Origin of the sequence: Novipirellula sp. (assembly GCF_041583735.1) — a bacterium.
Classification (GTDB): Bacteria; Planctomycetota; Planctomycetia; order Pirellulales; family Pirellulaceae; genus Novipirellula.
On sequence record NZ_JBFHFD010000178.1, the window covers coordinates 1 to 14,090 of the forward strand.

Here is a 14,090-nt window from a genome sequence, read left to right on the forward strand (position 1 = left end):
CGTCGGTTACTTGGACTCGCGAGATCGATTCTGGTTCTGTGGACGCAAAACTCATCGGATCGAAGCGGGCAATCGCACGCTGTTCACGATCCCCTGCGAATCGATCTTCAATTCGCATCCTCGCGTTTATCGTTCGGCACTCGTTGCACGTGGCGAACGTCCCGAGCAAACTCCGGTGGTGATGATCGAGACGATCGATTGTCGGCAAAACAACGGCAAACCGATCGCGGACGCGGACCGCTTGCGAAAGGAGCTGCTCGAATTAGCCGCCCGCAATCCGATCACACGCCGGATCGAAGAAATCATTATTCGCCGCACCCCGTTGCCGGTCGACATCCGGCACAACAGCAAGATTTTCCGCGAACGATTGGCCGAGGAATTGCGAGCCGAAAGACGTTGATCGGGTTCGCAATGGTAGGCCGGAACGCAGCGACAGCGAAGTTCCGGCCTGGCGGCAACGACATCACCTCGCCCGAGCGAAGTTTCGGAAAGGCAACATTACGCAAGCCACCTCGCCCGAGCGAAGCTGGGGAGAGGTCGGACGGGCCCGTGAGGCCTCGTCCGGGTGAGGGCCGACCGCGCACGCTTGATGTGTCGTTCGACTCGGATTGCTCGGTCGGCCCTCACCCGAGCAATCGCTCAACGCTCTGCTCGACCTCTCCCAAACTACGTTTGGGCGAGGTGACAGTACCGCGACGCATCGGCTATTCGTTGGTCTCGGGACGCAGAACCGGGAACAGGATCACGTCGCGAATCGAGCGTTGCCCGGTCAACAACATCACCAAACGGTCGATGCCGATCCCAAGTCCGCCAGCGGGCGGCATTGCGTAACGCAGTGCACGGACAAAATCATGGTCCATCTTCGCCATCGAATCCTCTTCCTGTTGTCCTTGCAATTGAGTCTCGAACAACTCTTGTTGCAAATCAGGATCGTTTAGCTCGGTGTAAGCATTTGCGATTTCCATCCCTAACACAAACAATTCAAACCGCTCGGCTATCTCGGGGTTGTCTCGTTTGCGTTTGGTGAGCGGACAGATGCTGGCCGGATAATCGATCACAAAGATCGGACCTTCAAGCGAATCTTCGACCTTCTCTTCAAAGATCTCGTTGCGAATCACGTCGGGGTGCTTGTTCGCAGTCTCCAACTTTAACTTCTTGGCGTACGCCATCACGCCTTCATCATCGGTGGGATCGATGCCGGTCGCTTTTTGGAACAGATCGGCATAGGTCGCACGCTGGAACGGCGGGGTAAAGTCGACCATCTTGCCATCGAATTTACGCTTAAAATCACCTCCGGTGGCTTGGATTGCATCGGCAATAATTTGCTCGGTCAAATCCATCATCGATTCGTAGTCACCGTACGCTTGGTACAGTTCCAACATCGTGAACTCAGGATTGTGACGCGGGCTGAGTCCTTCGTTGCGATACACTCGCCCGAGTTCGTAGACGCGTTCCATGCCGCCGACCATCAAACGCTTCAAATGCAATTCAAGCGCGATCCGCATGTACAATTTCATATCCAACGCATTGTGATGCGTCATGAATGGACGTGCCGCTGCACCTCCGGGGATCGTGTGCAGCGTCGGTCCTTCGACTTCACAGAACCCATCATTGTCGAGCGTCTGCCGGATCGACTTGACGATCCGCGTGCGATTTAAAAATGTCTCAATCACGCCATCGTTAAACGCGAGGTCGGCGTAACGCATCCGCTGACGTAAATCAGGGTTGGTCAAACCGGCATGCTTTTCGGGTGCCGGTTCGAGCATCTTGGTCAAGAAGAACAATTTTTCGGCGAACACGGTCAGTTCACCCGTGTTGGTGCGGCCGAGCCGTCCTTCGGCGCCCACAAGGTCGCCGAGGTCAAAGAGTTTGGCGAGGTCGAAATCCTCTTCCCCCACCTGGTTCTTGCCGATGAAGATTTGAATGTTGCCGGTCCAGTCTTTCAGATTCAGAAAAATCAGCTTTCCGGTGGGCCGAGCCAGCATGATCCGGCCGGCGACTCGCACTTTCGGGCCGACTTCTTCGCCGGGTCCGTTGTCGGTTTTCCATTGACGGTAATCGACATCCCCCGCGTCGAAATCGGGCAGATCGAGCGTTTTGCCGTCCTTGGTCACAAATTTGACTTCCTCGGCAAGTTCACGGCACTGGGAAATCAATTTTCGATCGTCAAATCGACTACCGTACGGATCGATACCTCGCTCGACAAGCTGATTCAATTTGTTTCGGCGAGCCACGCGAGGGTCGGTAGCGTCTTCGCCGGAAGCATTCGGTGCGGGATCGGGTGTTTGATTCATCAGTGGTTCAAAGTGGACAGGACAGGAAGGGACGGAATATTAGGGGATCTGATATTTGCTTTTTAAAAGAATCGACAGTCATCGTCTTGGCGAGAATTGTCGGTACGAATCGGGTTTTACGCAACCACGATAGCGATCTTGATTCGCGACGATGGATCTCGGTATTGCTAAGGCAGGACAATCCACCAGCTTTCCACCCATGAGTGCACCGATGCAGGGACACGAATTTCGCCACGACGCCCCCGAAAACGAGCCCAAGAAGCAGGCCTCGATTGTTGTAGTGGACCCTAGCCCGCTTTCGTTAATCGCCACTGCGGGGGTGATGCATTCGCGTGGTTACGGCTGTGTCTGTGCCCGCACCGCCGATTCTGCGATCGAAGCATTGAAAATGGGAAATCAGGATTTAGTGCTGTGGGACGTCGCCGACGATGCTGCCGCAGTGCTCGAGTCGATCGAAAGCATGCGGAAAATCCCCGGCTACGAAACGCTCTCGGTGGTAATGATTGCAGAAAGCCGCTGGGCGGGACTGGAAAAGAAAGCCGAGGCAATGAAGGTCCCCACGCGGTGCCTATTCAAGCCGATCGACCCCAACGCCCTGCTGGCGGTCGTCGATCACCTACTGTGGATGCCATCGCTGATTTCAGCGCATCGCAAACGCGGTACAAAACCAAGCCAACTGGGGTGGATCACGCTGTAGGCAATAATCAGCGTTGTAGGCAACAATCACTCCGCCGGCGAACCTCGCCAATAATCCGGGCTAGCGATCTGCGAGCTCAATCTGCTATCAGCGAGTGTGCATTTGGCCCCCCGGCATTTTTTAGAGTGACCTACAAACTTCCTTTTCGCGAGAACCACCATGTTGGCACGTGCATTCGTCATCAGTCTGGAACGAGCCACGACTCGGTTTGAGCATGCGAAGTCGCTGCTGAGTCAATTGCCAATGGACGCCGAGATTCTGCCTGCGGTCGATGGCAGCGAAATGAGCGACGCTGAGGTGGCAGCGTGTCACCACCGCCACGTTCATCACCCCCGATATCCCTTTGCGCTTCGTCGAGGCGAAATCGGCTGCTTTCTGAGCCACCGAAACGCTTGGCAAAAAATTATCGACAGCGGATTAGATGCGGCGTTGATTCTCGAAGACGATGTGCTGGTCGACAGCGATCGGTTTCGCGGTGCCATCGAGTTTGTTCGCGCCCACGCTCCCAAAGATTCCTATGTCCAGCTTCCCGTACGAAATGTTCCCCGCGATGTGATCGCGTTGTCATCACGCGGAGGTCACCGAATCCTGCTGCCCACGATCACGCCACTGCGAACGTCGGGTCAATGGGTTACCCGGTTGGCGGCTAAAAGGCTGCTGCGTGCAACCGAGACGTTTGACCGTCCTGTGGACACCACGTTGCAAATGCACTGGATCACGGGCGTCCGCTTGTTGACGCTTGACCCATCGGGAATTCGCGATCTAACCGCGGAACTCGGTGGCAGCACCATCGGGGTGGGAAAAAAGCGGAGCCTTTCGCTTGAAAAGGTCTCGCGTGAATTCAATCGGGCGATGTACCGAGCTAAGATCGCCCGCTTGTCCAACAAAGCATGTGCTTAGGACCGCCGCAACGATGATTGCCGTCGCAGCGCTGGTGCGTGAGTTTCGACCGGTTCCGCAATTCGCGAAAGTTTTGACGACCTCCGCTCGCTTGGCTCCTGCCAGTTCACTAGCGGACGATGACTAACACGCGTCCGATGATGTCGGACGATGCAGACGCCGAGCCACTTTCATCGACGCTGCCTGCAACCGCCATGTTCGCGGTCGCCGAATTGAGTCGCACATACGGGCGATCGCTCAAGTGACTCGCCAACGCATTAGTTCCATCGGATCCCGCATCCAATTGCCACGATGTTGAGTGCTTAATCTTCGTTGGATCGACGTCGCGAAGCGATTGGATCATTGCCACCAAGGGAGGATCATTAGCGATCGTCATACTGACCGATTCGATGCCTTGTTCATCCGCGATTAAACGCAAGATGAATTGATCCAGCTGTTTCGCGGGTGCTTCCAAATACAGCACACTGGCGGAACTCGCACTCTCGTCATCCGCCTTGTTTTCGTTGGCAAAACGAACAACGTTCTCGTCAACCGCCTTACGACTAGCCGAATCAATCCCCGTCAACTCCATCGCTGTTTCGACCGAGCGAGTATTGCGACCGTCCATCGTCCGGCGAACATCGAGCACCAACATTGCCTTGATTGCCACCACGTCGGCAGCCGCCGGTTTGCCGTCGCCTCGCTTGCGGTCGCCTGAATTGATCACTGCGTCGGGACCGACCGCTTTGACTGCGGGTGAAACCGCGGCGATTCTCATCCCTTGATCTTGAACGACTTTTTCAACCGCGGCCTCACCAACCGTAGCCCCGTCGGTGTTAACGCCATCAGCTGCTCGCGTTGGAATCACCGACGGAACATTCGCCTCCGCCAATGCATCGATTGTGACGTCCCGGTTATTATTGCCATCGGCACCTGCCACCATCGTGTCGCCGGGTTCGGTCAGGGTCGAGTCGGGATTCGATGTAATTTCTGCAGTGGTGGCGGGATTCAACTCGTCCGCCGTCGCAACCTGATCGACCTCGGGATCGAGCAAGGCGACGGGATCTCCATCAACACCTGGACGCGTCGCGAAAAATGCGATCGCAAGCGAAGCCGCGATTGCCGCCAGCGGCGCGGCCACCCGCCAAACCGAGGTGCGTTCACGCGTCACCATCGGACTCGGTTGCTCCGACAATCGCATCACGGGATGGTCGTCGCTTAACCCTTCGGCACGACCGCGAGCGACCGTGGCCTCGATCACCGATTGGGCGAAATTGGCAGGCAACGTCACATTGCGATCTTCGTCACGAATCTGACGCAACGATTCACGCAACTGGATTAATTGCTCAAGTTCACTTGCAACGCTAGCATCATCACGCAGCATCTGATCGACACGCGTGCGTTCGTCAGCACTTAGCGCGTCATCCATGTACGCGCTCAGCAGTGAATCGAGGATATCTTTGGGTACAGACATAGTTCTTTAGACCATAAATCTTTGCAGGCTTTGAAAACCGTCCTGGCTTTCCATATCCGATCCGATGCTCTATGAGCAAGCAAAGTTCCCTGTTTCGCAACAGAAACCTACCAGAATCAATCTGGCAGTGTTCGTAAAGCACGTTAAATTCGTCTTTTTAGAGAAATTTCGCTGAGTACGTCTGCCCTGGAAATGCGTTCCCGGTTTCTCGCTAATTCCGGGGGGTTCAGTCGCTTATGGGATGCCAATGCGTCCTCAAACCCCCACGAAAGAGACCGACACCCCCCTCCACTTCCAATTCTCCTCTAAAACGTCCCGCATGAACAACGACCAGATTCTGCGTGCCAATCGCCAGACTTATGATGCGATGGCAGATGCCAGAAACCCGCTGTGCCAGCCTGCCAAAGACAGCGAATTGGCTGATCCGCTGGGAACGCTCGATCCGCTCGGCTGGCTCGGAAAATCGATCAAGGGATTGCGGGTGCTTTGCTTGGCGGCGGGCGGAGGACGACAAAGTTCGCTGTATGCTGCGGCGGGAGCAAAGGTGACGGTCGTCGATCTCAGCCCCGCGATGCTCGAACTCGATCGCCAAGTGGCCGCTGCACGAAGCCTTTCGCTGCGGATTTTAGAAACATCGATGGAAGATTTGTCGATGTTGAAGGCGGCGGAATTTGACATCGTCGCTCAACCCGTCAGCACCTGCTACATCCGCAACATTGGGGTCGTGTTCGAGCAGGTTGCACGCGTGTTGCGGGCCGGTGGCATCTACGTCAGCCAGCACAAAAACCCGATTTCGCTTCAAGCGAGTCCCGAATCAGCCGCGGATGGATCGTACCCCATCCAGCACACTTATTACCGTGACACTCCGGTCCCGCCCCCCAAACACACTTCGGCAATGGCAAATCGATTACGCGAAAGCGGAGCCGTTGAATTCCTACACCGCTGGGAACAGATCATCGGAGGCATGTGTCGCGCAGGATTTTCAATCGAAGATCTGGTGGAACCTGTTCATGCGAAACGCGATGCGGCGCCCGGATCGTTCGCCCACCGTGCCCAGTTCATCGCGCCGTACGTTCGCATCAAGGCACGTCGTCAAGCATCCGGTGGCCAAGCCGCGACGGATGACGGTGGCAGCAAACTTTGGATTCCGGATTAGTGATTGATTCAGGGCTCTAACCCGAAGAGCGAGTAGGCTGTGTCCCCGCCGGACTGTGTCCCCGCCGGGCAGGCCGTGTGATGTCGGCGCATAAAAAAACGCGAGACAAAATCGTCTCGCGTGGTTGCGTTATTCAGCCAAGAAACTCGAACATTTAGCTCGGGTCGTCGGCCAGCGAGGCGTCAGCATCACTTTGCTTGGCGTATTCGTCGTTGGTGCTCACGATTCGATCGATCTCTTGCACCACCAACATCGCGGTCTTCAGTTCCAGTGGTGAGAACCAACGCAGGTTGCCGGTGTACTTGCTTTCGACCCGATTTTTCTGTGCCAACTCAGGCCAAGACATTTTGTCCATCAAGTGCCACGCGGCTGCTTGAGCGGTGTTCTGGGTGATCAAGCCGTTGCCGAGTGCTTCGCAGACAAGCCGAACATTGGGGCTGTCGGTGAACTGTTCGATAGGAATAATTTTGTAGGCCATCTTGGGATTCGGGTCGGGTTTGCCATGTTCGAGACAGACAGTCACGACCGAAATCTTTTTGACACGTTCGGGAGCGATGCGTTGGAAACCGCCCATGCCGCCCATGCCGCCGCCTCCCATACCGCCCATGCCACCGCCGCCCATACCACCGCCGCCCATGCCGCCGCCCATGCCTTGACCACCACCGCCGCCCATGCCGCCACCTCCCATGCCGCCGCCGCCCATGCCGCCCATACCACCGCCGCCCATACCGCCCATACCGCCACCAAATTGGGCAAGCACAGGCACGCCGGCGAACGCCGCGGGCAATTTGAGGTTCATCGGTTTGTCAGTCAAATTCTTGACCAACACGTTGGCCTTGGTCGCATTGATCGGAATGAATTTGACGTCGATTTGTCCGGCATCCATTGCGGCAAACATTTCCGCCTGGATGGCGTCATCGGCGACTGGCGAATCGTCTGCACGCAACGATGTCGTCGCCACGACAAACAACATCAGCAAACAGGTAGGCAGCGTCCGCACGTTCGGAAAATGAGAAGATTTGATCACGCTTAGGTTCCTATTCATCGATTCGCCTCATTGAAAATGAGGTGGGTAGACCGGGGTGTGTTGTCGACAGGCTATGTCGAGAAAAGCAGCATGTTGTTTGACAAATCGAGGCGAACCGGATCGTACCGCCGTCCGAGAAGGATTTGGATTCGCAGCAATCACGAACGAGTTTTTGCCAAACAGACGCGTATTATCATAGTCGCTTTTGTAGGTCACACCAAATAAAAATCGGTCAACAGCGAGCAGGAATCGCCCCGAATAAGCCAATTAATCCGCACGCGACGACGTAAACCGAATAATCCTCAAAAACCGAACTTTTCCGCATTGAATGAGGCAGACTTTCCTCAATTTGGTTGGCTTTTCCGCGGTGGCAATTAGGATGCAGGTTGTTCGCTCGCTCGAAACGGAAGCAATTGCGGCGGTCGTTGCCGACTCAATCGGTCCGATTCGCGATCGAGAAACGACCTCTGCACCCACCCCCTCTGCTAGAGGAAACCTCTGTTTCTCAGTGCTATCGCTGGACGAGCCAACGAGATTCAGGCGAGCGAAATCCGTTCCTTGAATGTTTCCACCCCCATTCGTTTCCAGCACCGCATCACCATCCAGCTTTTACTTCACGAAGGATCCTGTAACCGATGAAACGTAAGACCACTTTGTACTCCATGCTCTTCGCCGCAACTGCCCTTGGCATGTTGGTGGCTCCGATTCAGCGTGGTATCGCCCAAGACAAAACTGCCGACAAAGCAGTCGAAGCGACTGAAACCGCTGCCGAAGCCGTAGCGGATCAGGAAAAACCCAAGGCCGACAAGAAGAAGGTAGACGCAGCGGCTAAAAAGGCGGCAGCCGAAAAGAAAGCGGCTCAGAAGAAGGCAGCCGAAGCAAAAGCAGCTGAGAAAAAAGCAGCCGAAGCAAAGGCAGCTGCGGAAAAAGAGGCAGCGATGAAGGCCGAAGCAGAAAAGAAAGCGGCTGCAGAAAAGAAAGCGGCTGCAGAAAAGAAAGCGGCTGCTGAGAAGAAGGCTGCCGCGGAAAAGAAAGCTGCTGCTGAAAAGGCTGCCGCCGAGAAGAAGGCTGCTGCCGAGAAGAAGGCTGCGATGGAAGCTGCTGCGGCCAAGGCCGCTGCTAAGATCGAAGCCGAAAAAGCGGCCGCTGCTGCTGCGGCGGCTGCCGCCGCGGCAACCCCGGTCGCAACGCCTGCTGCCCCCGCTCCCGAAGCCGCTCCAGCTCCAGAACCGATGGTCGAGGAAGCAGCCCCGGTGGCTCCCGAAGCTACCGCTGCCCCCGAAGCCGTCGTGGCTCCTGCGATGCCCGAGCCTGCTCCGATCGTTTACGAGGAAACCGCAGGCTGCTGTGGCGAAGTGATCGTCGAATCCGTTGGCTGCTGCGAACCAGCCCCAGCTTGCTGCGAACCAGCCCCTGTCTGCTGCCCACCTGCTCGCAAGCACTGCGGATTGCTGCACCACGTCTTCAGCATCTTCAACTAAGTTGTTGACGACATCGAATCGTTCCTAAAACAAAACGGCCTGCGATGAATTTCATCGCAGGCCGTTTTTTTATGAATTTGATCGAGTTGTAAAGCTCACGGATGTCGCTTCGGCTGTCCCTCGGCTGCTTAGACCGCTCCGGATTCCAGCGACGCCGCGAACGCCTTCTTCAGCTGCTCTGTCGCCGCATCCGCCTTCTCCGTTGCAATCACCGCATTGACTTGCAATTCACTCGTTCCGATCATCTCGATATTGATTCCAAGATCGGCGAGTTGTTTGAACAGGATCGTACCGACGTGCGTGTGGCTGCGGAGCCCAATGCCGCTGACGGTGATTTTGGAAATGTCGGTACCACTTTGGATATCACGCATCCCATGCTTTTTGCAGATCTCTTTGCCGACCGCGATACTATGATCGATCGCATCGTCGTTGATAGTAAAACTGACACTGGTTGAGCCATCTTCGCCGTCATAGCCTTGCACGATCATATCGACAAAGATCCCCGCTTCGCCAATCGTTTCGAACATGTCGGCCGCGATGCCTGGTTTGTCTGGAACACCATGCAGCGTCACACGGGCCTGTTCTTTGGTCAGTGAAATCCCGGTCAACGTCAACGCCTCGAGAGCATCCGCTTGCAACCGGCTAATCAGCGAGTCGACATCGGCACGATTGCCTCGCTCGGATCGGATTTGGTGCCACGATTTCGCGTCGTCCGGTTTCTGATGAAGCGAGAACGCTTGATGCACAGCACGAAGGGCCGCTGCGGCTTGCGAACGTGGAACAAGTGTCGAGATTTTGATCTCACTGGTCGTGATCATCTGGATGTTCACCCCCGCATCGGCCAACGCACGGAACATCGTCGATGCTACGTTGGTCTGTTTGGCCATGTTCACCCCGACCACCGAGACCTTCGAAACTTGGTCGTCGTAGGTGACCGCATCCGCGCCGACGTCGGAGACCACGCCTTCGAGCGTTTTGAGGGTGGTTTGCAGGTCTTCTTGACGAACGGTAAACGAGATATCAGCGCGGCCTTCGAGCCCCACGTTTTGCACAACCATATCGACGGCAATCTTTTTAGCCGCGATCGCCGAGAACACTTGCAAACTTTTACCGGGCACATCCGGCACGCCAAGCACCGTCACGCGAGCTTCGCTGGGGGTCATCGCGGCGCCACAAACCGAAGCGGTTTGCGATTCGGTTTCCGCGACAATCATCGTTCCTTCGGCGTCCGAAAAACTGCTGCGAACGTGGATCGGAACATTGAACTTCTTGGCGAATTCGATGCTGCGATTGTGCATCACGCCGGCCCCAAGACTGGCCAATTCGAGCATTTCGTCATAGCTGATCACGTCCACTCGGCGAGCTTCGGGCAACAACCGTGGGTCGGTGGTGTAGACGCCATCGACGTCGGTGTAGATTTCGCAAGCGTCCGCGCCGAGCACCGATGCCAAAGCCACCGCAGTCGTATCGCTGCCGCCGCGGCCGAGCGTGGTGATGTTCAAATCATCATCGATGCCTTGGAAACCGGCAGCCACCACGATGTTTCCTTCGTCCAACAAACGCTCGATTCGCTCGGTCGAAATCGACTGGATCCGCGCCTTGCTGAAACTGTCGTCGGTCTTCATTCCGATTTGGCCCCCGGTCAAACTAACCGCTTTGGCTCCAAGCGCATCGATCGCCATCGCGACCAGCGCCACACTGACTTGTTCGCCGGTGCTGACCAGCATGTCCATTTCACGCGCCGGCGGGTGGGAGCTGACGTCACCGGCCAACTTCAACAACACGTCGGTGTTCTTACCCATCGCGCTGACGACCATCACGACGCGGTTGCCTTGCTGTTGGGCGCGAATCGCTTTACGTGCCGCCGCGCGGATCTTTTCGACATCAGCGACGCTGGTACCGCCAAACTTTTGAACGATCAGTGACATGGGAAGAAACGTGAAGTTAAGAGGGGAAATTAAGTAATTGTAAAAAACGAACGAGGCAGGGGAATTGTCGGCACTTGCCCGCTATGACTTGATGAAGGCGTCCATTAAATCCCAGCCATGATCGAAGCGACGACCGCTCGCCCCGGCTGCGATCTCGTCGTAAGTCGATTGCGAATCCGGCTGGACGCCGGTTCCCGAAATCAACAGCGGCACCATTCCGTGCGTATGCTTCTTGGTGCTGCAAAACGTCGGGTGGTCAGGAGTCACCAAAATACGGTACTCGCCCTGTTTTTTCAGCGCTTCGTAAAGCGGGGCAACAATCGATTGGTCGATGCTTTCGAGTGCTTTGATTTTCTCGTCGGCACGTCCTTCGTGCGACGCTTCGTCGGGAGCTTCGATGTGTACGCAAACGACATCGTATTTTTCGAGCGCTTCGACGGCGGCACGCCCTTTGGCGGCGTAGTCGGTGTCGAGATAGCCCGTGGCCCCCGCCACTTCGATTCGTGGCCAACCAACCAGTGCGGCGATGCCTCGCAGCAAATCGACCGCGGTGATCATCACGCCGCTCAGCCCATATCGCTCTTGGAAACTAGGCAGCTTGGGTGCCCCCCCAAGTCCCCACAACCAGACGTTCGTCGCGGGCCGCTTGCCCGCGGCGATCCGTTTCTGATTGACGGGATGCGACGCAAACAGTTCGGCGGATTCGCTCATCAAGCGAACCAGCAGATCGCTACCGGGACCGCGAGGGAATTCATCCGCCACCGACAAATCGGTCAAATCATGCGGAGCTCGTGAACGCGTGTCGCTCGAAAACGGAGCCGGCGTGGACGCATCACCTCGATAAATCAGTAAATTTCGGTAGCTGACGCCTGGCACAAATTCCAATCGCGATGCAATGGGGTCGCCCTCGGCGGCGGCTTTGGCCAACAATTCGGCCTGGGCCGATCGCAGCAACTCGGCACCTTCTTCGTTGGAAATATGGTCGGCGGTAAAGTCGACCATGGTTTGGTCTTCGATCGTGACCAAATTACAGCGGACCGCCCAATCATGTTCGCCGAGCGTGATTCCTTGAGCGGCAGCTTCTAGCGGTGCGCGGCCAGTGAAGTAGACGTCGGGGTCGTAGCCGAGCAAACAGAGGTTCGCGACTTCGCTGCCCGCCGGCAAATGGTCCGGCGTGTTGTTGGCCAATCCTAGCGAACCCTCGGCGGCGAGCCGATCCATCGCGGGCAAATTGGCAGCTTGCAGCGGGGTACGGCCGCCGAGCGATTCGATCGGTTCATCCGCACAGCCGTCGGGAATAATAATTACATATTTCATGGCGAATCCTCCGCCCAGGCGGATTTTCAGTAAAAAGAACGAGAATGGGGCAGTTTCCATTAGTCCCGGAATCCGCGAAAGGGGGCGTTTACTGGATCATTCTGTTAAACTAGGCCACTTGTAAACTTGGGGCTCCCGCAATCACGTGGATCCCGATTGCGAGATCCTGCCCCACGATTCCACCCCGTCGACCTTCCCTCTCCTCCCCGCAAGCCCAGCCATGAAATCACAAATCTCTCGACGCGATGCCCTCAAAACCACGGCCGCAGCTGCCGCCGGGATCGCCTTTTATCACGGTGCCTCGGCACGCCGGATCTCGGCGGCCGAAAGTCCCAACGAAAAATTGAATCTCGCCTGTATCGGTGTCGGCGGACGCGGTGCCGCCAATGTCGGTGGCGTCAGCTCTCAGAATTTGATCGCGTTGGTTGATGTCGATGAGAAACGAGCCGAAGGTGCCTTCAAAAAATATTCCTCGGCCGAGCGTTTCAGCGACTATCGCAAGATGCTCGACAAAATGGGTAAACAACTTGATGGCGTCGTGATCAGCACCCCTGACCACACACACTTTCATCCTGCGTACGCCTCGATGCAGTTGGGGCTACACACGTATCTGGAAAAACCGCTTGCCCACAACGTTTGGGAAACCCGTACGCTGACCGACTACGCACGCGAAAACAAACTCGCGACTCAGCTTGGAAATCAACGTCACGCGATGCCCAATATGCACCGCGTCGTCGAGCTGATTCAAAGCGGAGCGATTGGCAAGGTCAACGAGGTGCACTGCTGGGTCGGCGGCAGTCGCGGCATGCCAGCGGTTCCCAAAGACACACCGCCGATTCCCGCCGGATTGGACTATGAACTGTGGGTTGGCCCCGCAGAAAAACGTCCCTATCACCCGTCGTTTTGTCCGTACGGATGGCGTTTTTGGTGGGACTACGGAACCGGCGAAACCGGCAACTGGGGTTGCCACATCTTGGATATCCCCTATTGGTCGCTGGGACTGCGCTACCCGAGTCATGTCGACGCAAGCGGTCCGGAGGTGGATGCCGAGCGAACGCCCAAATCGATGCACGTTACCTATCGCTTTGACCAAACCAATCAAAACAGTCCGCTGGATCTGCATTGGTATCACGGCACTCCCGCAATCCTGGCTGAGCGTGGGCTCTCGGGCAAAGGCCACAACACGCTGTTCATCGGCGAAGACGGAATGTTGTTATCCGGATTTGACAAACACGAGTTGTTGCCCGAGGAAAAGTATGCGGACTTCAAACGGCCTGAAAAATCCGTGCCCGACTCGCCCGGTTTCCACAAAGAGTGGATTGCCGCGTGCAAGGGTGGCGATGTGGCAACATGCAACTTTGACTACTCTGGCCCGATGGCCGAGACCGTCTTGCTCGGCAACGTCGCCTACCGCACCGGTGGATTCGACTGGAACGCCAAAACGTTGTCCACCGGCAACAACACCAAGGCTCAATCGTTGATCCAAACCGCCTACCGCAAAGGCTGGGAAATCGACTAGCCCAATGTGGGATAGGCTTCCAGCCTTTCAACCGAATTAAAATGCAAAACGCAGCGTCCGCCCTGGGCTGTAACGAACCAGGCACGACGCTGAGCGATCATCATCCCAACCCGACGCGTCGGTTCTGAAGTTGCGAAATTGTCGTTTTTCCCGGCAAATCACAACCCGACGCGTCAGCGAGGGACCGGGTCAAGATCGAGATTCCCTCGCCGACGCGTCGGGTTATGATTTTTCCAAGCCAGCCACTCTCCCACTCTCCCACTCTCCCACTCTCCCACTCTCCCACTCTCCCACTCTCCCACTCTCCCACTCTCCCAC

At 56.4% G+C, this 14,090-nt stretch carries 10 protein-coding genes and 1 pseudogene; 6 read left to right on the forward strand and 5 right to left on the reverse strand.

Annotated features, from left to right (window positions below):
- A pseudogene (locus ABX962_RS14960) lies at positions 1-400 on the forward strand (peptide synthase); the annotation flags it as partial.
- Positions 401-704: 304 nt separating this feature from the next.
- Here ABX962_RS14960 and lysS read toward each other — a convergent pair.
- The gene (gene lysS, locus ABX962_RS14965) at positions 705-2,294 is read right to left on the reverse strand and encodes a lysine--tRNA ligase (RefSeq protein WP_372720744.1); all 1,590 of its coding nucleotides are present in this window, start codon (positions 2,292-2,294) and stop codon (positions 705-707) included.
- Between the two features lie 199 nt (positions 2,295-2,493).
- On the opposite strand from lysS, the gene ABX962_RS14970 reads away from it, so the two are divergent.
- Together ABX962_RS14970 and ABX962_RS14975 are read left to right on the forward strand one after the other, a co-directional pair.
- Complete coding sequence (locus ABX962_RS14970) at positions 2,494-2,991, forward strand: two-component system response regulator (RefSeq protein ID WP_372720746.1); 498 nt, start codon at positions 2,494-2,496, stop codon at positions 2,989-2,991.
- Positions 2,992-3,150: 159 nt separating this feature from the next.
- Positions 3,151-3,891 carry a glycosyltransferase family 25 protein gene (locus ABX962_RS14975; RefSeq protein WP_372720748.1) on the forward strand — a complete coding sequence of 247 codons (741 nt, stop codon included), beginning with the start codon at positions 3,151-3,153 and terminating at the stop codon, positions 3,889-3,891.
- A 109-nt stretch (positions 3,892-4,000) separates the two neighbouring features.
- Here ABX962_RS14975 and ABX962_RS14980 read toward each other — a convergent pair whose 3' ends face one another.
- Positions 4,001-5,344, reverse strand: a complete 1,344-nt coding sequence (locus ABX962_RS14980) for an anti-sigma factor (RefSeq protein WP_372720750.1) — start codon at positions 5,342-5,344, stop codon at positions 4,001-4,003.
- 319 nt (positions 5,345-5,663) lie between these two features.
- Here ABX962_RS14980 and ABX962_RS14985 point away from each other — a divergent pair, with 319 nt between their 5' ends.
- Positions 5,664-6,500 (forward strand): class I SAM-dependent methyltransferase, encoded by an 837-nt coding sequence (locus ABX962_RS14985; protein ID WP_372720752.1) that lies wholly within the window; start codon positions 5,664-5,666, stop codon positions 6,498-6,500.
- A gap of 154 nt (positions 6,501-6,654) precedes the next feature.
- Here ABX962_RS14985 and ABX962_RS14990 read toward each other — a convergent pair whose 3' ends face one another.
- Positions 6,655-7,545, reverse strand: coding sequence for a hypothetical protein (locus ABX962_RS14990; RefSeq protein WP_372720754.1), 891 nt, complete (start codon positions 7,543-7,545; stop codon positions 6,655-6,657).
- Between the two features lie 617 nt (positions 7,546-8,162).
- Here ABX962_RS14990 and ABX962_RS14995 point away from each other — a divergent pair.
- Positions 8,163-9,008 carry a hypothetical protein gene (locus ABX962_RS14995; protein WP_372720756.1) on the forward strand — a complete coding sequence of 282 codons (846 nt, stop codon included), beginning with the start codon at positions 8,163-8,165 and terminating at the stop codon, positions 9,006-9,008.
- A 128-nt stretch (positions 9,009-9,136) separates the two neighbouring features.
- Here ABX962_RS14995 and ABX962_RS15000 read toward each other — a convergent pair whose 3' ends face one another.
- Together ABX962_RS15000 and ABX962_RS15005 are read right to left on the reverse strand one after the other, a co-directional pair.
- On the reverse strand, positions 9,137-10,936 hold the full coding sequence (locus tag ABX962_RS15000) for an aspartate kinase (protein ID WP_372720758.1): 1,800 nt from the start codon (positions 10,934-10,936) through the stop codon (positions 9,137-9,139).
- An 81-nt stretch (positions 10,937-11,017) separates the two neighbouring features.
- The gene (locus tag ABX962_RS15005; protein WP_372720760.1) at positions 11,018-12,253 is read right to left on the reverse strand and encodes a cofactor-independent phosphoglycerate mutase; all 1,236 of its coding nucleotides are present in this window, start codon (positions 12,251-12,253) and stop codon (positions 11,018-11,020) included.
- A 220-nt stretch (positions 12,254-12,473) separates the two neighbouring features.
- On the opposite strand from ABX962_RS15005, the gene ABX962_RS15010 reads away from it, so the two are divergent.
- On the forward strand, positions 12,474-13,772 hold the full coding sequence (locus ABX962_RS15010) for a Gfo/Idh/MocA family protein (RefSeq protein ID WP_372720761.1): 1,299 nt from the start codon (positions 12,474-12,476) through the stop codon (positions 13,770-13,772).
- The last annotated feature ends 318 nt before the right edge of the window (positions 13,773-14,090 follow it).

Coding starts and splice junctions, on each gene's coding strand:
- lysS (WP_372720744.1), bottom strand. CDS start 2,294: ATGAATCAAACACCCGATCCCGCACCGAATGCTTCCGGCGAAGACGCT.
- ABX962_RS14970 (WP_372720746.1), top strand. CDS start 2,494: ATGAGTGCACCGATGCAGGGACACGAATTTCGCCACGACGCCCCCGAA.
- ABX962_RS14975 (WP_372720748.1), top strand. CDS start 3,151: ATGTTGGCACGTGCATTCGTCATCAGTCTGGAACGAGCCACGACTCGG.
- ABX962_RS14980 (WP_372720750.1), bottom strand. CDS start 5,344: ATGTCTGTACCCAAAGATATCCTCGATTCACTGCTGAGCGCGTACATG.
- ABX962_RS14985 (WP_372720752.1), top strand. CDS start 5,664: ATGAACAACGACCAGATTCTGCGTGCCAATCGCCAGACTTATGATGCG.
- ABX962_RS14990 (WP_372720754.1), bottom strand. CDS start 7,545: ATGAATAGGAACCTAAGCGTGATCAAATCTTCTCATTTTCCGAACGTG.
- ABX962_RS14995 (WP_372720756.1), top strand. CDS start 8,163: ATGAAACGTAAGACCACTTTGTACTCCATGCTCTTCGCCGCAACTGCC.
- ABX962_RS15000 (WP_372720758.1), bottom strand. CDS start 10,936: ATGTCACTGATCGTTCAAAAGTTTGGCGGTACCAGCGTCGCTGATGTC.
- ABX962_RS15005 (WP_372720760.1), bottom strand. CDS start 12,253: ATGAAATATGTAATTATTATTCCCGACGGCTGTGCGGATGAACCGATC.
- ABX962_RS15010 (WP_372720761.1), top strand. CDS start 12,474: ATGAAATCACAAATCTCTCGACGCGATGCCCTCAAAACCACGGCCGCA.